Source organism: Thalassospira sp. MCCC 1A03138, from assembly GCF_002115785.1.
GTDB lineage: Bacteria > Pseudomonadota > Alphaproteobacteria > Rhodospirillales > Thalassospiraceae > Thalassospira.
In genome coordinates this window covers 550,032-572,461 of sequence record NZ_JFJY01000001.1, presented here as the reverse complement: position 1 = coordinate 572,461, position 22,430 = coordinate 550,032, and the positions used below count along the sequence as shown (strand labels likewise).

At 55.8% G+C, this 22,430-nt stretch carries 23 protein-coding genes; 12 read left to right on the top strand and 11 right to left on the bottom strand.

Going from position 1 to position 22,430, the window contains the following annotated elements; all coding sequences use genetic code 11:
• Positions 1 to 8: 8 nt before the first annotated feature.
• Positions 9 to 1,535, bottom strand: coding sequence for a UbiD family decarboxylase (locus TH468_RS02705; protein WP_085642449.1), 1,527 nt, complete (start codon positions 1,533 to 1,535; stop codon positions 9 to 11).
• Between the two features lie 168 nt (positions 1,536 to 1,703).
• Complete coding sequence (locus TH468_RS02700) at positions 1,704 to 2,168, bottom strand: hypothetical protein (RefSeq protein WP_062950634.1); 465 nt, start codon at positions 2,166 to 2,168, stop codon at positions 1,704 to 1,706.
• Positions 2,169 to 2,430: 262 nt separating this feature from the next.
• Here TH468_RS02700 and TH468_RS02695 point away from each other — a divergent pair, with 262 nt between their 5' ends.
• The 3 genes from TH468_RS02695 (at position 2,431) to TH468_RS02685 (ending at position 5,586) form a co-directional block, all read left to right on the top strand.
• Positions 2,431 to 2,787 carry a DUF4170 domain-containing protein gene (locus TH468_RS02695; protein WP_007091209.1) on the top strand — a complete coding sequence of 119 codons (357 nt, stop codon included), beginning with the start codon at positions 2,431 to 2,433 and terminating at the stop codon, positions 2,785 to 2,787.
• Between the two features lie 29 nt (positions 2,788 to 2,816).
• Entirely contained in the window at positions 2,817 to 3,572 is a 756-nt protein-coding gene (locus tag TH468_RS02690) for a hypothetical protein (RefSeq protein ID WP_085642082.1), read from the top strand.
• Between the two features lie 316 nt (positions 3,573 to 3,888).
• On the top strand, positions 3,889 to 5,586 hold the full coding sequence (locus tag TH468_RS02685; RefSeq protein ID WP_085642081.1) for a PAS domain-containing methyl-accepting chemotaxis protein: 1,698 nt from the start codon (positions 3,889 to 3,891) through the stop codon (positions 5,584 to 5,586).
• Between the two features lie 25 nt (positions 5,587 to 5,611).
• Here the strand turns inward: TH468_RS02685 and TH468_RS02680 are convergent, their stop codons facing one another.
• The 3 genes from TH468_RS02680 to ubiA are packed head-to-tail and all read right to left on the bottom strand — an operon-like array spanning position 5,612 to position 9,202.
• Positions 5,612 to 6,322, bottom strand: a complete 711-nt coding sequence (locus tag TH468_RS02680; RefSeq protein ID WP_085642080.1) for a methyltransferase — start codon at positions 6,320 to 6,322, stop codon at positions 5,612 to 5,614.
• A gap of 37 nt (positions 6,323 to 6,359) precedes the next feature.
• Positions 6,360 to 8,204 carry a sodium:proton antiporter gene (locus TH468_RS02675; RefSeq protein ID WP_085642079.1) on the bottom strand — a complete coding sequence of 615 codons (1,845 nt, stop codon included), beginning with the start codon at positions 8,202 to 8,204 and terminating at the stop codon, positions 6,360 to 6,362.
• Between the two features lie 59 nt (positions 8,205 to 8,263).
• Positions 8,264 to 9,202 carry a 4-hydroxybenzoate octaprenyltransferase gene (gene ubiA / locus TH468_RS02670; RefSeq protein ID WP_085642078.1) on the bottom strand — a complete coding sequence of 313 codons (939 nt, stop codon included), beginning with the start codon at positions 9,200 to 9,202 and terminating at the stop codon, positions 8,264 to 8,266.
• A gap of 62 nt (positions 9,203 to 9,264) precedes the next feature.
• Here ubiA and TH468_RS02665 point away from each other — a divergent pair, with 62 nt between their 5' ends.
• The 3 genes from TH468_RS02665 to TH468_RS02655 all read left to right on the top strand — a co-directional run bounded on the left by TH468_RS02665 (position 9,265) and on the right by TH468_RS02655 (position 11,819).
• Complete coding sequence (locus TH468_RS02665; RefSeq protein WP_085642077.1) at positions 9,265 to 10,065, top strand: 16S rRNA (uracil(1498)-N(3))-methyltransferase; 801 nt, start codon at positions 9,265 to 9,267, stop codon at positions 10,063 to 10,065.
• Between the two features lie 11 nt (positions 10,066 to 10,076).
• Complete coding sequence (locus TH468_RS02660) at positions 10,077 to 11,447, top strand: glutamate--cysteine ligase (protein ID WP_085642076.1); 1,371 nt, start codon at positions 10,077 to 10,079, stop codon at positions 11,445 to 11,447.
• 69 nt (positions 11,448 to 11,516) lie between these two features.
• Positions 11,517 to 11,819 (top strand): chorismate mutase, encoded by a 303-nt coding sequence (locus TH468_RS02655; RefSeq protein ID WP_037991166.1) that lies wholly within the window; start codon positions 11,517 to 11,519, stop codon positions 11,817 to 11,819.
• A gap of 14 nt (positions 11,820 to 11,833) precedes the next feature.
• On the opposite strand, the gene glpD is transcribed toward TH468_RS02655, so the two are convergent.
• From glpD to phnD, 5 genes are all read right to left on the bottom strand, one after another.
• Complete coding sequence (glpD, locus tag TH468_RS02650; RefSeq protein ID WP_085642075.1) at positions 11,834 to 13,348, bottom strand: glycerol-3-phosphate dehydrogenase; 1,515 nt, start codon at positions 13,346 to 13,348, stop codon at positions 11,834 to 11,836.
• Position 13,349: 1 nt separating this feature from the next.
• Positions 13,350 to 14,174 (bottom strand): phosphonate ABC transporter, permease protein PhnE, encoded by an 825-nt coding sequence (gene phnE / locus TH468_RS02645; RefSeq protein ID WP_062958579.1) that lies wholly within the window; start codon positions 14,172 to 14,174, stop codon positions 13,350 to 13,352.
• A complete protein-coding gene (gene phnE / locus TH468_RS02640; protein ID WP_062958578.1) occupies positions 14,168 to 14,980 on the bottom strand; it encodes a phosphonate ABC transporter, permease protein PhnE in 813 nt (270 codons plus the stop codon). Before phnE (TH468_RS02640) ends, phnE (TH468_RS02645) begins: the two co-directional genes overlap by 7 nt.
• Positions 14,977 to 15,774, bottom strand: coding sequence for a phosphonate ABC transporter ATP-binding protein (gene phnC, locus TH468_RS02635; RefSeq protein WP_062950602.1), 798 nt, complete (start codon positions 15,772 to 15,774; stop codon positions 14,977 to 14,979). Before phnC ends, phnE (TH468_RS02640) begins: the two co-directional genes overlap by 4 nt.
• A 69-nt stretch (positions 15,775 to 15,843) precedes the next feature.
• Positions 15,844 to 16,824 (bottom strand): phosphate/phosphite/phosphonate ABC transporter substrate-binding protein, encoded by a 981-nt coding sequence (phnD, locus tag TH468_RS02630; protein WP_231858195.1) that lies wholly within the window; start codon positions 16,822 to 16,824, stop codon positions 15,844 to 15,846.
• A 226-nt stretch (positions 16,825 to 17,050) separates the two neighbouring features.
• Between phnD and TH468_RS02625 the strand changes: the two genes are divergently transcribed.
• Both TH468_RS02625 and fumC read left to right on the top strand, forming a co-directional pair.
• A complete protein-coding gene (locus TH468_RS02625; protein ID WP_085642074.1) occupies positions 17,051 to 17,863 on the top strand; it encodes a DeoR/GlpR family DNA-binding transcription regulator in 813 nt (270 codons plus the stop codon).
• Between the two features lie 151 nt (positions 17,864 to 18,014).
• Positions 18,015 to 19,406 carry a class II fumarate hydratase gene (gene fumC, locus TH468_RS02620; RefSeq protein ID WP_082832655.1) on the top strand — a complete coding sequence of 464 codons (1,392 nt, stop codon included), beginning with the start codon at positions 18,015 to 18,017 and terminating at the stop codon, positions 19,404 to 19,406.
• Positions 19,407 to 19,455: 49 nt separating this feature from the next.
• Here fumC and TH468_RS02615 read toward each other — a convergent pair whose 3' ends face one another.
• A complete protein-coding gene (locus tag TH468_RS02615; protein WP_168177061.1) occupies positions 19,456 to 19,929 on the bottom strand; it encodes a DUF2867 domain-containing protein in 474 nt (157 codons plus the stop codon).
• 120 nt (positions 19,930 to 20,049) lie between these two features.
• On the opposite strand from TH468_RS02615, the gene TH468_RS02610 reads away from it, so the two are divergent.
• The 4 genes from TH468_RS02610 (at position 20,050) to TH468_RS02595 (ending at position 22,412) form a co-directional block, all read left to right on the top strand.
• Positions 20,050 to 20,523 carry a DUF2946 family protein gene (locus TH468_RS02610; RefSeq protein WP_085642072.1) on the top strand — a complete coding sequence of 158 codons (474 nt, stop codon included), beginning with the start codon at positions 20,050 to 20,052 and terminating at the stop codon, positions 20,521 to 20,523.
• Positions 20,524 to 20,599: 76 nt separating this feature from the next.
• Positions 20,600 to 21,106 carry a copper chaperone PCu(A)C gene (locus tag TH468_RS02605; RefSeq protein WP_231858229.1) on the top strand — a complete coding sequence of 169 codons (507 nt, stop codon included), beginning with the start codon at positions 20,600 to 20,602 and terminating at the stop codon, positions 21,104 to 21,106.
• 105 nt (positions 21,107 to 21,211) lie between these two features.
• The gene (locus TH468_RS02600) at positions 21,212 to 21,715 is read left to right on the top strand and encodes a cupin domain-containing protein (protein WP_037991160.1); all 504 of its coding nucleotides are present in this window, start codon (positions 21,212 to 21,214) and stop codon (positions 21,713 to 21,715) included.
• A gap of 49 nt (positions 21,716 to 21,764) precedes the next feature.
• Entirely contained in the window at positions 21,765 to 22,412 is a 648-nt protein-coding gene (locus TH468_RS02595; RefSeq protein ID WP_085642071.1) for a LysE family translocator, read from the top strand.
• Positions 22,413 to 22,430 lie beyond the last annotated feature (18 nt).

Below are 22,430 nucleotides of genomic sequence, written 5' to 3'. Positions count from 1 at the left end.
CTTTTGAATTAATCCCGCCAGATTTTCTTGCCCGATCCCGGCAATCCATACCGGTCCCATTTGGCATCAACCCGATCAATGATCTCGTCTTCCATGAAAATCTTTTCGCCCCATTCCCGGTGGGTTTCGGGGGGCAGCTTGTTGGTCGCGTCAAGGCCAAGCTTGCCGCCAAGGCCGCTTTCGGGTGATGCGAAATCAAGATAATCGATCGGTGTTTCGGTCACGGTGGTGATGTCGCGCACCGGGTCCATGCGGGTTGAAATCGCCCACATCACGTCTTTCCAGTCGCGCACATCAATATCGTCATCCACGACAATGACGAATTTCGTATACATGAACTGCCGCAGGAACGACCACACACCCATCATCACGCGCTTGGCATGCCCCGGATAGGCCTTCTTCATCGATACGACCGCGATGCGATACGAACATCCTTCGGGCGGCAGCCAGAAATCAACGATTTCGGGGAATTGCTGCTGCAATAGCGGCACGAAAACATCGTTCAATGCCTCGCCAAGGACCGATGGCTCATCTGGCGGACGACCGGTAAAGGTCGACAGATAGATCGGCTTTTTGCGCATGGTAATCGCGGTCAGGGTGAATACCGGGAATTCCTCGACCGAGTTATAATAACCGGTATGGTCGCCATACGGCCCCTCGGGCGCATATTCATCCAGCGACACATAGCCTTCCAGAATGATCTCGGCCGTCGCCGGGACTTTCAGCGGAACGGTTTTGCAATCAACCAGTTCGACCTTTTCCCCGCGGAGCAATCCGGCAAACTGATATTCCGAAAGCGTATCGGGAACCGGGGTCACCGCGGCAAGGATCGTACCCGGATCGGCACCCAGCACGATGGCAGCCGGCAACGGATCGCGCTTTTCCTTTTTCCAGCGCGCATGATGCTGCGCCCCGCCACGATGTTTCAGCCAGCGCATGATCGCCTTGTTCTTGCCCAGAACCTGCATGCGATAGATACCAAGATTGAACACATCGCGTTTGTCACCGCCCTTTTCATTGGCGGTCGGGCCCTGGGTCACAACCAGCGGCCACGTGATCAACGGGGCCGGTTCCCCCGGCCAGCATGACTGGATCGGCAATTTTGAAAGGTCAATGTCATCGCCCTCAAGGACGATTTCCTGACACGGGGCCTTGGAAACCGTTTTCGGTTTCATCGCCATTACGGTCTTGGCCAGCGGCAGCATTGAAAATGCTTCCTTGAGGCTTCCGGGTGGTTCGGGCTGTTTGAGAAACGCCAGCGTCTCGCCGACTTCGCGCAATTCTTCGGGTTTGCGGTTCATGCCGGCCGCCACGCGGTCCACGGTGCCAAAAAGGTTCACCAGAACCGGCATGTCGTATTTCTGGCCATCTTCGCCAATGACATTTTCAAACAGGACCGCCGGGCCACCTTCGGCCAGAAGCCGCGTCTGAATTTCCGTCATCTCAAGATAGGGGGAAACCGGTTCGCTAACCCGGACCAGACGGTCTGTCTTTTCAAGCGCGTCGATGAAGTCGCGAAGGGATTGATAGGGCATGGGCACCGCAATCTGTGAAATCGGTCGGTCAAAGCCGGCGATAGCCGGACCGGCAACAAACCGTGCCAACAATAAATTTGTTGTTTCACGAATTAATACGGTGCAGACGCGATGTCCAGCATCCACTCCCTTCCGGAAGTGAAAGGGAGTGGATGCCAGACCGGAAAATTACGAGGAACGATTGGTGTAATAGGCGACGTTTCCATCATTATCGATGGTTGCCAGCTGGCCCGCCTTGGTCAGGACCGACATGCAATCATCTTCCTCATCCTGGCCCCAAAGGCACAGATATTGCCCCTGTTCGATGGTCCAGAGTTTTTCGCGCATGCCGCGATCACCGTCCTCGTCAATCCAGGTGATTGATGCCATGCCATTCTGGAAATAGGTGACATTCACATTGGTTTCCTTGCCCTCGTCACGATAGGAAAAGGTCTGATCATTGATCGTATTGACCAATGCGGTGCCGGTTAACGGGCTGTATCCCGACGCAACAACCGTCGCGGTGGCTTCTTCCATGTCGTCACTTTGAACATCAATATCCGGGGTCGCCGATGGTGTTCCGCAGGCAGACAGGGCCGCGGTGATCGAAATAACACCGGCAAGACCGGCACGCTTGATATGTGTTATGTTCATTTTGTTTTCCTTTTGCTCTTTGTGCCCACCAAATCATTTGGGATATCTGCCGCCCAGGGCGGCGATCCGGCAGAGCGAACCGTCAGACTAAAAAGGAAAATTGTCGCCTTCTGGTCGTCTATGCGTCGACTGAATGGCAATATTGACCAAATTGGTGGTGTCGGTCGCAGACGGATTTGGTTATACAGGGGCAAGAAACCGGGTTGCGCAGCACCACCCTGTGCAGCCTGTCGACATTCACCAAAGCATGAAGGACGCACAGATGGCCAAGTACTGGGTTATCGGGGGCACCTATCAGGATACCGGTTTTGACAAGCCGATCGGCGAAGAAACCAAAGTCGGTCCGTTTGGCAGCTTCGAAGACGCGGAAAAAGAATGGTCCAAGATGGCCTGGCAGTCGGTTGACGACGCCAATTCGCGTTACCGCATCGAACGCCTTGAAGAATACTGGGTTGTCGGTGGCGAATACGAAACCACCGATTTCGAAAAGCCGGTCGGCGGCGAAGAAGAACGCCACGGCCCGTTTGCGACCTTCAAGGACGCCGAAAAGGCATGGTCGAAACTGGCTTGGCAGCACGTTGATAACTGCAATTGCCGTTATCGCGTCGTCGAAGGCTGAACCGGCCTTAAAACCGGAACCGATTGACAATGTTTTCTGTTTCTGATGCGCAGGCGATCACGGATCGTTCCTTGCGCGAAGAGATTGAAAAACACCCACGCGCGCAGGATCTCCTGCGCGCGTTTTTATATCCCTATACCGCGCCGGATCACGACTTCCTGTTTGTCGATGGTGCGGTTATGGCCCTTCCGGGCGACAGTATTAAGGATGCCATCGTCGGACGAGTGCCTGTTCTGGCTGTGGGATCCAACCGGGCGCCGGTTCAACTGGCGCGAAAATTTGCCGCCCCGCGTCATCTGGACCCGGTTCCGGTCACGGTTGGCTGGATGGATCATCACGATATCGTTTATTCGGTGCATATGACCGGCTATGGCGCGATCCCGGCAACCTTGGCTCCGTCACCCGGAACCCGTGTGCGGGTTGCCGTGACGTGGCTGAATGCGGCGCAACTGACCCATATGCACGCAACGGAATCCGTTCCCGATCATTACCAGTACCAGCAGATTGACGGAAAAAACCTGCATCTTGATTGCGGGGTGCCGGTTGATTTGATCGGCAGCTATCAGTCGACTGCCGGGTATGTCTTTGATGCGAATGATATCTTTGCCCTGGCGGGGATCGCTGCAACGAAACGCCGTTTCAAGTCCCTGAACCAGTGGGAAATGATTGCACATATCGCGATGCGGGCCGGTCATCCGATGCATCCCGATTTCGTGCTTTGGTTGACTGATAATATTGTAATGCGAAAAAAACTGGTCAGCCGCTATTTAAAATCTGCGGACTGACACCATATCGGAATTGGTATTCCATTATGATGTTGCTCTCGTGTTACTGTTCTGTAACTAATTGTAATTGCATTGGTTTTGAATGTAGTTCGTGAACGGCGCAGCAATTCTGGATTGCAGACAATGTGACGGCCGAAAATTCATGGATATGAAATATCCGGTTGTATTCGTTGCAAAAAAAATCCGGTGTTTCGGGCGTGGCAAGGGCCATGAAACAGGGAAATTGTTCGGTCTTCGGGGGGATTAACTGGCGCATCTTTATTGCAGCCAGCGCTGTTGTGTTTCGCAATAGTGCTCATTTCATTGGGAGAATGGAATGTTTAATGCGCGATCTGACGACGCCCATATTGTCGAGGCGATTAAACGGTCACAGGGCACCATCGAATTCACGCTTGATGGTAAAATACTGGACGCCAACGAGAATTTCCTGAGTCTGATGGGCTATAGCCTCTCGGAAGTGCGCGGCAAGCATCACAGCATGTTCGTGGATGAACAATATGCGCAAGGCCTTGATTACAAGGAATTCTGGGAAAAACTTCGCGCCGGTAAATTCTTTACCGCCGAATTCCAGCGGTTCGGCAAGGGCGGCAAGGAAATCTGGATTCAGGCAACCTATAACCCGGTGCTGAATCACCGGGGTGTTCCCTACAAGGTTTTCAAGGTGGCAACCGATGTCACTGAAAAGAAACTCCAGGCCGCGGATTATGCCGGTCAGATCGAAGCAATTGGAAAATCACAGGCCGTGATCGAATTCGCGATGGATGGCACAATCCTGACCGCGAACCGGAATTTCCTGTCGGCGATGGGATATGACCTGTCAGAAGTGCAGGGCAAACATCACAGCATTTTCGTTGCCCCCGATTACGCCAAATCCCCCGAATATGCAGATTTCTGGACAAAGCTGCGCAACGGTCAATACATGGCGGCCGAGTATCAGCGCTTTGGCAAAGGGGGCAGGGAAGTCTGGATACAGGCCAGCTACAATCCGATCATGGATATGGCCGGGCACCCGTTCAAGGTCGTGAAATACGCCACTGACATCACACGGGATAAAATGCTGGCCGCAGATCACCAAGCGCAGGTCGAAGCCATCAGCAAGGCACAGGCGGTCATTTCCTTTGACATGGAAGGCACAATTCTCGATGCCAATCAGAACTTCCTGTCAGTCATGGGGTATAAGCTTGATGAAATCCGGGGCAAACATCACAGCATGTTTGTTGAACGCGACTATGCCGCCTCGGACGAATACCGGCAATTCTGGGAAACCCTGCGCGCCGGGCAATATATGGCGTCCGATTACAAACGCATCGCCAAGAATGGCAACGAGGTCTGGATACAGGCCAGCTACAACCCGGTTCTGGATTTGAATGGAAAACCGTTCAAGGTTGTGAAATTTGCCAACGATATCACTCCACAGGTCAAAGCCCGCAAAGTGGTTCGGGAGCTGTCCGAAGGGTCAAGTGAAAGTGCCGAGGCCGTGGCGAGCGCATCCGAAGAGATGCTAAGCGCGATCAGCGAAATCAGCCAAAGCATGCAGCGTTCGCAGGTTGCTGTGAACAATATCGTCGAAAAAAGCACGGTTGCCGATCAGGTGCGCGTCGATCTTGAACAGACGTCCGAGGCCATGGTTGGCGTGGTTCAGATCATCCGTGACCTTGCCGAACAGGTGAATCTTCTGGCGCTGAATGCCACCATCGAAGCTGCGCGTGCAGGCGATGCAGGCAAAGGCTTTGCCGTCGTCGCCGGAGAAGTCAAAAGCCTTGCGACACAGACCGCCAAGGCAACCGATCAGATTTCAGAACAGATCGATGCGATGCAGGACATTACCCGGCGGGTCACTGACTCGACAGAACAGATTACCGGTGCGGCATCATCTGTCAGTGATTATGTGAATGCGGTGGCATCGGCGGTCGAAGAACAGACCGCGGTGACCAAGGACATATCGAAAAACATTCAGTCGGTCTTCACCGGCATTCAGGAACTGACCGATTGCGTCAAACGGATCGCAAGCTAGCGACCATTTCCTGAAACCGGCTTTCCTAATTCTCTCGGTCTGGCAAAAGCTGCCAGATACGGGTGAATTTGGTGTCGACATCCTCGACCGCGACATCAACCGGCACGTCATAGGTTTCAAGTTCGTCGATATTGTGCGTCGGGGCATATGTCCGGCCCGGATCGGCAAGAATGACCCGCGTGCCAAGCCGTGCCTCGCCCATCAGCCATTGCAATACCGCATTGGCCATATCCTGCTGATAGCAGACATCACCGGCAAAAATCACATCCCAGCGGCGGGTTGCCGATTGCGTGCCGACAAAGTTTTCGGTCGTGGTTTCAAATGCAACGCCATTGCGCTTGGCATTCAGGCGGGTTGCCGTAATCGCCACCGGATCAATGTCGTTTGCCAGAATGCTGTCCGTCCCGGCCATGACGCAGGCAATCGCCTGCATGCCGCCACCGCACGCAAAATCCAGAACCTTTTTGCCGCGGACCAATTCTGGGTGATCAAGGATGTATCGCGTAATCGCCTGTCCGCCCGGCCATGCAAACGCCCAATAGGGCGGCGGGATATCAAGCACGCCCAGAATATCCTCGGTCGCCTGCCAAAGTGGCGTGATATGCGTGGCCAGATACATTTCGATCTCGGGCGCCAATGGCACCCGTGCCGGTACGGTAAAGGTATCGATCAGATCGGCAAACCGCGGATCGTCGACTTCGGGGGCCAAGGCATCGGCGAAAACATTATCGGTCATGATCGGCCCATATCAGGGTGAATTTGATTGCCGGGGCTTACTTGCTTTGTGACCCGGGTGCAAGCGAAGTCGTATCCGGGCTTTCGTCGGGCTTCTGACTGTTTTGGGCATTGCGACCAAGATACAGCAAGATATCACGCGGCTTTGCCTTGGGAATGTCAGGCCCCATATGAAGCTGCGCCCCGCGGACAATGGCAATGACCGGTGGTTCGCATCCCTGAACTTCAATGAAATCGTCCCAGCCGAATTCGTCGGTCAGACGGGTTTGGCGAATTTCGGCCCCGTGCCGGAAATCCTCCCGGATGTCGTCGGTTGTCATCGGCTCGGAAAACAGTGGCAGCCCGCCAAGTGTCTGGCTATGGCGTTTCGGGTCTTCAGGTGATCCGTGCATGCCGGTCTGGAAAACGGCGCGACGGCCAAATTCCGGCGCGAAATCGGTACAGACCAGCGTGTTATAGGCATCGTTATCCGTGGTCGCGATCAGCTTGCCAAGCGAGGAAGTATCAAGGTGATGTTCGAAAACTTCCGAAAGCACTTCCCCGTAATAGGTCTGCAATCCGGCTTCGCGCGCCAGACGCATGCTGTGCCAGCGGCTATCGGCAACCACCACCGGGATATCAAGCTCGACAAGACGTTTTGCAAAATCAATCGTCCAGCGATGCGCACCGACGATCAGAACACCGGGCGGTCCTTTGACCGCAAGATCAAGGTGTCGGGCCATGGGCCGGATCGAAAAGCCGTGCAGCACCACGGTCGAAAACACCATGGCAAAGGCCAGCGGGATCAAAAGCGCCCCATCGGCATAACCAAGTTCGACAAGTTCTGTCCCGAACAGGCCGCAAACCGCGACCGCCACAATCCCGCGCGGCGCGATCCAGCCAACCAGAAGTCGTTCTTTCCAGCTCACCTTTGAAAATACCAGCGAACCGATCACCGAAACCGGCCGCACGACAAACAGCATGGCCAGAACAAAAAGCCCATGCCCCCATGTCAGTTCGGCAATCATCGACCATTCAAGTGTCGCGGTCAGGATGATGAACACGCTGGAAACCAGAATGACCGTCAGGGTTTCCTTGAACCGGCGGATCTCATCAATCGCCAGCAAATGCGCATTGCCAATCGTCAGGCCCAGCACGGTTACGGCCAGCAACCCGCTTTCTTCCTGGATTTCGTTTGCCCCGGCAAAGCAGGTCAGAAGCACGCCCAGAACAAGCGGGGCTTTCAAAAATTCGGGAATCCAGCCACGCTTGAAAATCTGAACCGTCCCCAATCCGAATGCCAGGCCGATCAGAACCGCCAGCAGAATGTTGAGTGCCAGATGGCCAACTGCCGCGCCAAACCCGTTGCCATGCTGGCTGGCGACAATGACTTCGTAGGCCAGCACCGCAAACAGCGCCCCGATCGGGTCATTAACGATGCCTTCCCATTTCAGAAGCGTCGCCGGGCGTTTTGACAATCGGGCATGGCGCAACAGCGGTGCAATCACCGTCGGGCCGGTCACGATCATGATCCCGCCAAACAGGGCCGCCACCGGCCATGAAAGATCGGCCAGATAATATGCCGCACCGGCACCCAGCAACCACGCTACAAGCGGGGCAATCGTCGTCAGGCGGATCACACCGCTGACGCTGTGCGTCAGTTCCCGGAAATCAAGCGCAAGCCCGCCTTCAAACAGGATCACCGCGACCGCGACGGCAACAAGCGGCTGCAACAATGTACCGAAATCATTGACCGGATCAATCAGATCGGTTCCCGGCCCCAGCAGCAGCCCGACGATGGACAGCAACACGATTGCCGGAATGCCGGCCCGCCATGCAAACCATTGCGCCCCGACACCCGCAAGGATCAGTCCGGCAATCATCAGGGCAAGCGGTGCGATCATGGGCGGTCTTTCGACAATGGTGCAGATGAAGGATGGATCAGCCCGTATGCGGGTCTAAACTAAAGCCCGGTTCCCACCAGATTGGCAATGATGATGGCAGCCAGCACCATCAAACCGAAATCACGGTTTGATTTAAACCGTTTCAGGCAGTTCGCGGAATCATCAAGTTTGACCGTGGCAACCTGCCACGCCAGATGCAGGCACGCCAACGCCAGAAGCGGGAAATAAATCCAGTGCAATCCGGCTAGCACACCCGAAACACCCAGCAAAAGGGTGGTTACGGTATAAAATCCCATGGCCCATCTTGGGGTCGCATCGCCAAGCCGAAGCGCCAGTGACTTTACGCCGATCTTGATGTCGTCATCCTTGTCCTGATGGGCATATATGGTGTCGTAACCAAGCGTCCAGAAGAAGCCCGCGACATACATTGCAACCGCTGCCGGTGCGACAGCTCCGGTGACCGCAGCCGAGCCGACAAGCGCCCCCCAGTTGAATGTCAGCCCCAGAACCGCCTGCGGCCAATAGGTAATGCGCTTCATGAACGGATAGGTGATGACAAGTGGCAGGGAACAGATGCCGACAATGATCGCCTCAATCCGGAACTGCACCAGCACGGCAAGCCCGATCAGAAGCAAAAGACCCAGAAACGCGATTGCCTGCCAGACTTTGACCTGGCCGCTGGGGATAGGGCGGGTTGCCGTGCGTTCGACCTTGCCGTCAAAATTGCGATCTGCCAGATCGTTGACGACGCAACCGGCCCCGCGCATGATCAATGCACCAATGGCAAAATAAACCATCATCAACAGGCTGGGTGCGCCGTTGCTTGCCATGGCGGTTGACCACCAGCAAGGCAAAAGCAGAAGCCACGTGCCAATCGGACGATCAAGTCGTGCCAGCTTCAGATAAGGTCGACTGGCCAACGGCGCGAACCGGTCGATCCAGCCATCAGACGGCATATCGTTCTTCGTGTTCTGTATCGGTTGGTTGACCTGTGACATAATTGGCCTATGTAACTCTTTAACAAACTGAACTTCGCCGAATAACCGGCCTGGGGACATATATGACAGATGACGCCACCCGCGCCCGGCAACGCCTATTCGTTTCCGATCCTATCACGCCGGGATGCGAGATCGAACTCGCACCTGAACAGTCTCATTACCTTGAACATGTGATGCGCCTCAAGCCCGGAACGCCAATCAAGATATTTAATGGTCTTGATGGCGAATGGCTGGCGACCATCGACCACCTTCGCAAAAAGAAGTGCACGGTGACTGCCGAACGGCAATTGCGTGACCAGATTGTCGAACGCGGCCCGATCCTGGCTTTTGCGCCAATCAAAAAGCAGCGCCTTGATTTTCTGATCGAAAAGTCGGTTGAAATGGGGGTTGGTACCTTGCAACCGATTGTGACGGCGCATGGCATTACCGACAAGGTGCGCCTTGACCGTCTGCAGGCTCAGGTGATCGAGGCCGCCGAACAGTGCGAACGCCTCAGCGTGCCGGAAATTGCCCCACCGGTAAAATTGCTTGATTGGCTCGCAGACTGGCCGGAAAACCGGCATTTACTGTTCTGTGACGAGACGGGATCGGGCTCACCAATTGGTGAAGTGTTAAGTCAGCTATTGGCAAAGGGCGCTGGCTCGGCTATCGACAACGACAATGTTGTTAACCATGCAATCGTGATTGGACCCGAAGGCGGCTTTAGCGCCGACGAAATTGAACGCATCCGCAAACAGCCTTTTGCAACGCCTGTAAGCCTTGGTCCGCGAATCTTGCGGGCCGAAACCGCGGCAATTGCTGCTTTGTCCGTGTTTCAGGATCGCATCGGCGACTGGTCGATACCTCCGGTCACGAGAGATTAGGGGAAGCCCTTATGACTGTCAGCGCCTCCACCGGCGACAGCCCGGTCATCGAAAGCCGTCGTCAGCTTGTCGAATGGTTCGAGTCCGGATGTACACCGAAAAAAGACTGGGCCATCGGCACAGAACACGAAAAATTCGCCTTTACCCGTAACGATCTTCGCCCGATCCCTTACGAAGGGGAACGGGGGGTAAAGACCCTTCTGACACAACTTGCCGAACGCTTTGATTGGGAACCGATCATTGAAAACGGCAATGTGATTGCGCTTACCAAGGATAATTGTTCCGTCTCCCTTGAACCGGGCGGGCAGATCGAATTGTCCGGTGCGCCGCTTAAAAACATTCACCAGACCTGTGGTGAAGTGCATCAGCACCTTCATGAAATCCGCGAAATCTGCGGTGATCTTGATATCGAAATGCTGGGTGTCGGTCATCAGCCGAAATGGAAACGCAAGGATATCCCGTGGATGCCCAAGGGCCGCTACGCGATCATGCGCGACTATATGCCCAAGGTCGGCAACCTTGGCCTGGACATGATGCTTCGCACCTCGACCATTCAGGTCAATCTGGATTTCTCGTCCGAAGCCGACATGATCAAGAAATTCAGAACGTCGCTGGCACTTCAGCCGGTTGCGACCGCCCTTTTTGCCGCATCCCCGTTCGTTGATGGCAAACCAAGCGGCTATCTGTCTTCACGATCCCATGTCTGGACCGATACCGACCCGGACCGTTGCGGCATGCTGCCCTTCGTGTTCGAAGACGGTTTTGGCTTTGAACGCTATGTCGATTACATGCTCGATGTGCCGATGTATTTCGTTTATCGCGATGGCAAATACATCAATGCCGCAGGCAAATCGTTCCGCGATTTCATGGCCGGAAAGCTTGACGTTCTGCCGGGTGAACGCCCGACGATGAATGACTGGTCCGATCACATGACGACCGCCTTCCCCGAAGTGCGCCTCAAGAAATTCCTTGAAATGCGCGGCGCGGACGGTGGCCCGTGGAAACGCATCTGCGCCCTTCCGGCCCTGTGGGTTGGTCTGCTGTATGACGATGTGGCACTCGATGCCGCATGGAATCTGGTCAAGGATCTCAGCCATGCCGAACGCGAAGCCCTTCGTGACGATGTTCCGCGTACCGCCCTTGCCACGAAGTTCAAAAACGGCACCGTTCAGGATCTCGCCAAGGACGTTCTGACCGTCTCCAAACAGGGGCTTAAGGCGCGTGGTCGCATGGATGCCTATGGCGACGATGAAAGCCACTTCCTCGAAAGCCTCGAAGACGTCGCCGAAAGCGGCCGTACCCTGGCCGAGGAATTCCTTGATAAATATGAAACCGAATGGAACGGATCGGTTGATCCGCTGTTCAAGGAATACGCTTATTAATATTGTGAAATGGCGGTGAATAATCGCCGCCATTTTTCATTTTTCGTGAATAATGAAAGTTCTGCCGTGATGACGACCAAAGCCAACCCCTGCGAAACCATGTCCGATGTACGTGCGAATGTGGATCGGGTGGACAGGCTTCTGGTGGCGCTGATGGCGGAACGGTTGAACTATATCGAACAGGCCGCGCGCATCAAACCGACCCGCGATGCCGTGCGTGACGAAGACCGGATCGAGGACGTGATTACCAAGGTCCGTGCCCAGTGCCGCATCGATGGCTTTGACGAAGACATGGCCGAACGGATGTGGCGGGCGATGATGGAAGATTTCATCGCCCACGAATTCGTCAAATGGGATGATCTGCGCAAGTAACCGGTTGCTGGTTCTTACTGTGCGGCAAGTTGATCCGCGCTGCTTGCAAACCAGTCCCGAACAGCGTTGATATCGCTTTCTTCCATGCCAAGGCCAAGCTTGGTCCGCCGCCAGAGAACATCCTCGGCAGACCGGGCCCATTCCTGCGTCATCAGGAACCGTAGCTCTGCCTCGAACAGGTTTGGGGCAATTTCCGGACCCAGATCACCTATAGCCTTGGCATCCGGCGCAATATCAAACAGGCGCGTGCCATAACAACGCGCCCAGCGATGGGCGATCTGTTCGGGCAACCAGCCGAACTTTGTCCTGACCTTGGCGAGGAACCGTTCGAAATTGCCATCACTCATATCCCCGCCCGGCAGAACCGATGTCGCGGTCCAGTCGGATGCGTGATTGCCCAGAACCGGACAAAGCTTTTGCAGGGCATGTTCGGCCAACCGGCGATAGGTGGTGATCTTCCCGCCATAGATCGACAGGATCGCGGGGGCATTGCCGTCCCCGGTATCAAGGTCAAACACGTAATCGCGCGTCACCGCCGATGCGTTGCTGTTCTTGTCGTCATAAAGCGGCCTGACACCGGCATAATCCCAAACGATATCGGCCCGCGTTAACGGTGCCGCCAGATAGCCATTGACCAGATCAAGCAGGTAATCGATTTCACCGTCGCTGATCTTCACCTCGGCCGGATCACCGTCATAGGGCACATCCGTCGTCCCGATCAGGGTGTAATCCTGCTGATAGGGGATGGCAAAGGCAATGCGACCATCCCCGTTCTGGAAGATATAGCAATGATCATGCGGATGAATGCGCGGTACGATGAAATGGCTGCCTTTGACCAGCCGTAACCCTGCCGCCTTGTCACCAAGTCCGGCACGGTTGACCATATCGGTCACCCACGGACCTGCGGCATTGACCACGGCCTTTGCCAAAACGCTGGTTTCCTTGCCGTTTTCGGATTGCAGTGTCGCGGTCCAGCCGTCCGTTCCGCGCACAAGGGCGGCACATCGTGTCCGGGTTTTGATCACCGCCCCGCGGGCCTGCGCATCAAGGGCATTTAAAACCACAAGCCTGGCATCATCGACCCAGCAATCGGAATAGGAAAAGCCGCTGGTGAACTGGTCCAGAAGCGGTTTGCCTTCGGCTGTACCGTTCAGGGACAGGGCGCGTGAAGCCGGCAAACGTTTACGCTTTGCCAGATGGTCATACAGGAACAACCCGGCACGCAGCATCCATTTGGGCCGAAGCCCCTTATGGTGCGGCAGAACAAAGGTCAGCGGCCAGATGATATGCGGGGCGGCTGCCAGAAGAACTTCGCGTTCCTGCAAGGCTTCACGCACCAGCCGGAATTCGTAATGTTCCAGATACCGCAGGCCACCATGGATCAGTTTGGTCGAGGATGAAGATGTGGCCGAGGCAAGGTCGCGCTGTTCGACCAGAAGGACGGACAGGCCGCGACCGGCGGCATCACGGGCAATACCCGCACCATTGATGCCGCCGCCTACGACCAGAAGGTCGTAATGTTCAGACACGTCAGATCACCTTTTTGCGCAGCCAGGCCGCCAGGGCCTCGCCCACGATCACAAGACCGATGATCGCCAGAAGAATGGTGGCAACCGTCTGCCAGGCAAAGGTGTCAATCGCGCCTTGCAGGACGATACCGATCCCGCCAGCCCCAACCAGACCCAGAACCGTACTTTCACGCAGATTGATGTCCCAACGCAGGATCGAGACCGCAAAGAAAGTCGGCATGACCTGTGGCACAACCCCGTAAATCAGGATTTTGAACCGCGATGCACCGACGGACTCAAGCGCCTCGATCGGGGCCCGGTCGATCTCCTCGATCGCCTCGCCCAGCAATTTGCCGATAAAACCGATCGAACGGAAAATAATCGCCAGAATACCGGCCATCACGCCGGGGCCGAAAATCGCAACAAATAGCAGCGCCCAGATGATGGTATTGACCGACCGCGACGACACCAGAATGAACCGGCCAATCCAAAGCGTCAGCTTGTTGGGCGTGGTGTTCTGGGCCGCGATCAGGGCAATCGGCAATGAAAGGAATACCGCAAAGAAGGTTGCAATCGTCGCAATATTGACGGTTTCAAGCAACGTGATTGCGATCATTTCCCAATCATTGAGGGACGGCGGATACATGCGCGAAAAAAGATCGCCCATCTGTTTCGGGGCATCCCAAAGCCACGGCCAGATGATGTTGATCGTCGAAAGCGACCAGACCGTTGCCAGAACCACGCCGCCATACATGGCGAAGCGCAGCCAGCGTTGTTTGGGGGTATAGCGTGACCATTCGCGTTCGGCGATGGCGTCCGGTCCGGTGTTTTGTGTTGTCGTTACCATATGTTCCTCCGGATCCGGCCGCTTATGGCTTCGCTGATCAGGATGACGCCGATGATGCAAAGCGTGATCGCAAGCGCGAAGTCATAGTCATAGCGCCGAAACGCATTCATCAGGGTCGATCCGATCCCGCCCGCGCCAACAATGCCGACCACGGCAGACGCGCGCAGATTGCTGTCAAGCTGATAGATCGAAAGACCGATCTGGCGGGGCATGATTTGCGGGATCACGGCATAAAGCATGGTGATGAATGTCCCGCCCCCGGCCGCCCGGATGGCTTCGACCTGGCCCCAGTCGATTTCCTCGATCCGTTCGGCCAGCATTTTGGCAACGAAACCGATGGAATAGATCGTCAGGGTCAGAATCCCCGCCAGCGGACCAAAACCGACCGCCTTGACGAACAGGATGGCAACGATCACCGGATGGAAACTGCGCGCGATAATGATAATGCCACGCCCGACGTTATAAAGCCATTTGGGCGCAATATTGGATGCGGCGGCAAAGGCAATCGGCACGCTGAGCATCACACCGGCAAGGGTTGCAACGATGGCGATCTTGATGCTTTCAAGAAAGCCCTGCAGCACCAGTTCACCCCGGATCATGTCCGGCGGGAAAGCGCCCTTGAAAATACGGATGGCGCGCGGAATGCCTTCCTGAATACGTTCCCAGTTAAAGGGCAGGCTGGTGACCGCCCACACGACATAGGCCAATACGCCAAGGATGATCGCCCAGCGTATCGCCGGATTGGCGATAAAGGGCGGCTTCTTCCATGTGCGATGGCCCGTTGTTTTTTCAACGGAACTGGTCATTGCGATACAACCTCGCGCAGGGATTCCGGATCGCCGGTTTCGCCACGTTCTTCTGCCGGAACCCCGGCATAGATTTCATCCATGGCATCCTGGGTAAGATCCGTCGGCACACTGTCAAAGATGATGCGACCAAACCGCATGCCGACGATGCGCTGGGTATATTCCTTGGCCTCGGTGACATTGTGGATATTGATCAGAACCGGCAGGTGCAGCTCGGATGCCAGTGCGCGTAGCAATTCCATGATCTGTCGGGATGTTTTGGGATCAAGCGACGCCGTCGGTTCATCGGCCAGCAGGATTTCGGGTTCCTGCATCAGGGCGCGAACCACGCCGACACGCTGGCGTTCGCCACCCGATAATTCATCGGCGCGTTTGTTGGCATAATGGGCAATACCGACACGTTCCATCAATTGAAACGCACGATCAATGTCGCTTTGGGGGAAATTGCGGGTCATGGCGCGCCAGGCCGGAACATATCCCAACCGTCCCGACAGAACATTTTCCATAACCGTCAAACGGTTGATCAGGTTGAAACCCTGAAAAATCATGCCGATACGGCGACGCGCCAGACGCAGATCGCCACCCGACAAAGTCGTCAGTTCGGTGCCGTTAAGGTCAATTGAGCCAGATGTCGGTTCGACCAGACGGTTAATACAGCGCAAAAGCGTGCTTTTACCAGCACCCGATGCCCCAATGATGGCAACGACGCTTTCGCCGGGAACCTCAAGGTTCAGGTCCTTCAGAACAGCCTCATCCTTGCCATAGCGTTTGACCAGATCTTTGATACGCAGCATCACGATACCTTGAAAAAAGACTACCGGGATCGAAAACCGATCCCGGCAGAAGCAGTTTGAAAGAAGGGATTACTTCAGGTTGTCCGGGGTGTATTTCACGCCGTTGGCAGCCTGGATTTCACGAATAACGTCCCAGTCTTTCTGGTAGGTGACAGGAACGAATTTCGATACGCCTTTGAATTCTTCGCCAAGGGCGGTGCCCTTCATGTCGAAGGTAAAGAAGGCTTCCTTGATCTTTTCGATCAGTTCCGGCTTCAGGTTATAGGCATAGTTGAACGAAGTGGTCGGGAAAGGCTTGCTTTCATAGATGATTTTGACTTCGTTCGGATCATAAAGGTCGCGCTGGACCATACGTTCGACGACTTCGGATGCAACCGGGGCTGCGTCATAGTCACCGGCAACAACGCCAAGGATCGACTGATCATGCGAACCGGAATAGACGACTTCGTAATCCTGTTCCGGAACGATGCCCTGACCCGGAAGCAGTGCGCGCGGTGCAAGGTTGCCCGAGTTCGAGGTCGGCGAGGTGTGCGCAACGCGCTTGCCCTTCAGGTCCTCGATCTTGTCGATGCCGCTGTCAACGCGGGTATAAAGCTGCAGCGTGTAACCGAAACGGCCATCATCGCCACCCATCAATGCGAACGGAACCGCACCGGCAAGGTTGACCGCAAACGGGGTCGGACCGGTCGAGAAACCGGCAACGTGCAGACGGCCGCTGCGCATGGCTTCGACTTCGGCCGAGTTCGACTGAACCGCAAAGAAGTGGACATCCTTGCCGGTCACTTTTTCAAGATGTTCAAGGAACGGCTGCCAGATATCGGCATAAACCGCCGGGTCTTCGACCGGGGTATAGGCAAACACGAGGGTGTCCGGGTCAACCTGCTGATCGGCGGGCGGTGCATCGGCAACCAGATCGCCATCCATGTCGCAATACATCTGATCAAGATCGCCACGTGCGATGCAATCATCGGCCTGTGCAAATGCCGTGCTGCTGCCAAAGCTCATCATGCCGATGGCGGCAAGCAGCGTAGAAACTTTCAAAATGTCCATTTTTTTCGCATGTGAAAACATGAGACAGAACCTTTCTTCCCTGTAAACGCGGGCTTAATGCCGGTTTTAAATGTGGTTTTGTTGTTTTTGTTGTTGCTTTTATCAACATTATAAAGTGGCAAAAAGTTTGAAAAGCAACATAAAACTGTAACAATCAGTTACAAAAATAACTGCTAACCTTATCCAAAAGTGGTGCGGGCTAGGCTATTCAGGGGAGAGAGGCTCTTTGCGTATCGGAAAAAAGGAACGGCAGCAGCGCATTCTTCAGGAACTGCAAATTCATCCGCATGTGAGAGTTGCCACATTGGCGGAACGATTCGATGTGGCAACTGAAACAATTCGCCGTGATCTGGACGCGCTAAGTGACGATGGCCTGATCAAACGTGAATTTGGCGGGGCGTCCGCACAGCCCATGGGCCATCAGCCCGATCTGGCCCAGCGCCAGATGACCGCGGTTGCCGGGTTCGAACGGATCGGCATCATGGCGGGCAATATGATCCGGCCGGGCGATGTGATCATGATCGATGCCGGGTCCACCGTCAGCCAGCTTGCCCCCTATATGGCCCAGAACCCCGGCGCATTGCGGCGCACGGTTCTGACCAATTGCTATGCGGTGGTGCATGGCATGGGCGAACAGGCGGTTATTGACGATGTCATCATGTGTCCGGGGCAGTTCGATCCGCGTGAAAATGCGGTCTACGGCAATGATACTGTCGAATTCCTGCGTCGTTTCCACGCCAACAAGGCCTTTATCGGTGCATCGGGCGTTGCATGGCAGGGGTTCAGTGACGTTAACCGTCGTGCGGTCGCGGTCAAACGCGCCATGATGGAACGGTCCGATGAAACCTGGCTGATGGTGGATCACACCAAGTTTGATCAGCGTTACCTTGAAAACATCGCACCGCTTGAAGCCCTGACCGGGGTGATCACGGATCGTTTGCCACCTGAAAAACTGCTGTCCCATCTGGATCGCATCGGCGTTCAGATTGTCGCATGGCAGGACAACGTTTCCGCAGATCACGGGGCAATCGCCGGCTGATATTTTATCGCTGACGATAAAACTGCATTTTTTCAACACAGTGACTTTGCGCGAACGATCATTTGCGCCCATATTCGGGGTCGGCAAAACGTAATTGCCAGCCGGGTTCCCGCCCCGGTCAGTATGTTTTCTGACACGGAGGATTTCTATCGTGACCAATCCAGTGACCACCCGCACCGAACAGGACACCATGGGCAGCATCGATGTGCCTGCGGACCGGTATTGGGGGGCGCAGACCCAGCGATCAAAACAGAATTTCCGCATTGGCGGCGAACGCATGCCCGATGCCCTGATCCGGGCGTTCGGGATACAGAAACTGGCTGCCGCACGCGCCAATGCCGCCCTTGGCAATCTGGATGCCAACCTTGCCGAGGCGATTGAGGCCGCCGCGCGCGAAGTCGCCGATGGCAAGCTGCTGGATCACTTCCCGCTTGTCGTGTGGCAGACCGGCAGTGGTACGCAGACCAACATGAATGCCAACGAGGTCATCGCCAACCGGGCCTGTGAAATCCTTGGCAAGCCGATGGGCAAACGCGATCCGGTTCATCCCAACGATCATGTCAATCGCGGCCAGTCATCCAATGACAGTTTCCCGGCAGCCATGCATATCGCCGCCGTGGTCGAGATCGAAGAAAACCTGAAACCGGCCTTGGCCCATCTTCGAAGTGCCCTAGATGCAAAGGTCAAGGCCTTTGCCGATATCGTCAAAATAGGCCGCACCCACATGCAGGATGCGGTGCCGCTGACCCTGGGGCAGGAATTTTCGGGCTACGCCGCCCAGATCGCGCTTGGCCTTGATCGCATTGATGATGCGCTGGTCCGGCTTCGCAAACTGGCGCAGGGTGGGACTGCCCTTGGCACCGGCCTGAATGCGCCAAAGGGCTTTGATGTCGAATTTGCCAAACAGGTTTCGACGATCACGGGGCTTAAATTCGAAACGGCGGCCAACAAGTTCGAAGCCCTTGCCGCCCATGATGCCTGTGTCGAGATGTCGGGTGTGCTGAACGTTCTGGCGACGTCGCTGATGAAGATTGGCAATGATATCCGTCTGCTGGGGTCTGGTCCGCGTTGCGGACTTGGTGAACTGGTCCTGCCCGCGAACGAGCCGGGATCATCGATCATGCCGGGCAAGGTCAACCCGACCCAGGCCGAAGCCCTGACCATGGTCTGTGCACAGGTGATCGGCAACCATGTTGCTGTGACTGTCGGCGGTTCAAACGGTCATCTGGATCTGAACGTGTTCAAACCGGTGATCATTTATAACCTGCTGCAATCGATCCGCCTGATTGCCGATGCCTCGGTCAGTTTTGCCGATAACTGCGTTGTTGGCCTCGAAGCCGATCAGGAAAAAATCGATCACTATGTCGAACAAAGCCTGATGCTGGTGACCGCTCTTGCACCCCATATCGGTTATGACAATGCCGCCGCCGTCGCCAAAAAGGCGCACAAGGATCGCAGCAGCCTTAAGGAAGCAACCATCGCGCTTGGCTTCCTTGACGGGGCGAAGTTCGATGAACTGGTTCGCGCACGCGATATGATCTGATTTGATGTGATGATGCGGGCCGGTTTTGACCGGCCCGTTATTTATCCGCCTATCGGGATGCAAACGCCCCGTTCAGCATTGCGGGAACGATTGCCTTATGAAACGGCATGATGGTGCCAAGATACATCCAGCCCAGCATATTATGCCGCCGGATCAGGGTGCTGGACCGGATCACCGTCTGCCCGCACTGGAATTTTTCGACCTCGACCGTCAGGCGAAAATCAAGATGCCTGTCATCCATGCCCAGCACGATGAAATCGTCCCCGCGCTCAATCACCGGGAAAAGGCCGATGACATCGGCGTCCGGTTCGGGCGCGGTTTTAAGCCCCAGCGGACGGACCATCGCGTTACGTAGTGCCAGCAGATACCCCATCCAGACCGGCCGGCCATCCATGATCTTTTGCGCGGCTTGTTCGGGGGTGATGTCGGGATCGTCAATCGTGATCGCAAAACTGTCCGCCCAATCGGCATCGACCATTGCAGGATGGGGCAGGGATATCGGAACAGCCATCGCGTAGGGCAAAAACGTATCCTTTCGATCAGCCTGGATCAGCTTTTTCGGCGGTGATCGTGCCCCAATTGTCACCCTGCGGCAATGATATATCTCATTGTCGCGGGGGGTAAATTCAGGCATACCCAATCCATGCGTATTCGTACCAAACCGATGCTGTCACATATGAATATCCGGGCTGCGGGCAAACTCCTGCGGGTCTGGATGCTGGCATTCGTCATCCTGATGACCGGGGTGACGCAGTCGGGTTTCGTGAGTGCGATGTATGGCGGTGCCAGTGGTGGCGGGTTAACCGCCATTACCGGGGCCAATGCCGCCCCCGGTGGCGATCTGATCTTCATCTGCACGGCGGATGGGGTGCGCGCCATATCGTTTGGCGACGTCGGCCCTGACGGCGCGTCACAAAATTCCGGTGGGCATTCTGCCGGTCATGGTTTCTGTTCGCTATGCGCGTCCCATCATGGGGCGATGGCAAGTCTGGACGTGCCGTTTGGCGCGCCGGTTTCACTCATCCATGATGCCGAATACGCGCAAGCCCGCCTGCTTGCCGCCACGATCACCGTGCCGCGCACGCGCTATTCCCGCGCACCCCCGCATTCCATCTGATTTCCCGATACACCCGAAATCAAATCACCGGTGTGATGCAACCAATCCACACCGGACAAGGATGGAAACAAAGATCATGAAAAAACTGTTTGCTGTTATTGCGACCCTGGCCGGTCTGTTTGCCGCGACCCAGGCGTTTGCCGCCGATATCGAAATCAAGGATGCCTGGGCCAAGGCGTCGCTTGGCAAGGTGCCAAATGGCGCGGCTTTCCTGACGGTCGAAAATACCGGCATGGCGGATCGCATTGTCGGGGTGAAATCCGATCTGGCCGATAAAACCGAACTGCACACGCATATCATGGAAAACAACGTCATGAAGATGCGCCCGGTCGAAGGCGGGATCGATGTGCCGATGCATGGTGAACTGATGTTCAAACCGGGCAGCTATCACGTCATGCTGATCGGCCTGCACAAGCCGCTGGTCGAAGGTGAAAAAATCGACGTAACGCTCACCTTTGAAAAGGCGGGCGACATACCGGTGACCATTGATGTGATGGGATCAATGTCCAAAGGCCCGCACGGCGATGCCGGTATGGATCACGGCGACATGAAAATGGGCGATCAGGAACACAAGGGCCACTAAGTCCTCGTTTCGCATATATCCAAATTATACGGGGGAACGGTTTGCACCGTTCCCCTTTTTTGTCATGATGGTCGGCCATCATCCATCCCATGCAGGGAGTGCGCCATGTCCCGCGATATTACCATCGACCAATTGATCGAAAAACTCGGCCTGCAACCGCATCCCGAAGGCGGCTTTTACGCCGAAACATTCCGCGCGCTGGAAACCTGCAATCCGGGCAACCGGTATCTTGGCGTGCGATCAACGGGGACCGCGATCTATTACCTGCTGACGCCTGATACCTTTTCGGGCATGCATATCCTGACCAGTGACGAGATTTTCCATCATTACCTTGGCGATCCGGTCGAACAGCTCCAACTTTATGCCGATGGTAGCCACCGGCTGGTTGAAATCGGCAATGACCTGCTGGCGGGGCAGAAACCGCAAATGATCGTGCCGAAAAATGTCTGGCAGGGCGCGCGCCTGAAACAAGGTGGCAAATTTGCCCTTCTGGGCTGTACGGTGGCACCCGGTTTTGATTTCGCCGATTTCGCGATGGGCAAACGGGCGGACCTTTCGTCGAAATGGCCGGCTGCGGCAACCATGATTGCCGCCTTGACGCGCGACTGAATTTCGGGCGCAATCAGCCGGTCACCCATTTTTCACAGGACTTCCCCAAATGCAGCTTGATACATGGTTGCTGTTTTCCGGCGCGGCCTTGGCGCTTTCGATGGCCCCCGGACCGAATAATCTTCTGGCGATGTTCAATGGCGCGCGTCACGGCGTTGCGTCGGCCGCCATCGGCGGGGCGGGCCGCCTGCTGGCTTTTGCCCTGATGATCGTTGTGACGGCCATGGGGCTTGGCGTGGTGCTTGCCGCAAGCGAAACCGCCTTCATGATCATCAAGTGGGGTGGGGCGATCTATCTGGTTTATCTGGGTCTCAAAAGCTGGCGAACCAGGGTTGCCGAGCCGGAGGTTCCCGGTGATACCGTCGGCTTTGTCGCCCATCCCGGTGCGATGTCACTGGCCCGGACGGAATTTCTGACGGCGATTGGCAATCCCAAGGCGATCCTGATCTTTACCGCCTTCTTTCCGCAATTCCTTGATCCGGCCGGTTCATACGGTCCGCAATTCGCGATCATGGGCGTGACCTTCATCGCGATGGAGGCCTGTGTTCTTCTGGGCTACGGGCTTGTCGGCGGGCAGGTAAAGGGGCTGATCCGCTCCGCCCGCCACATGCGCTGGCTCAACCGCATCAGCGGCAGCCTTCTGATCGCCGCAGGGGTGCTGCTGGCCCTGACGGACCGGACGCGTAGTAGCGCCTGATCCATGACGGTTTACGGA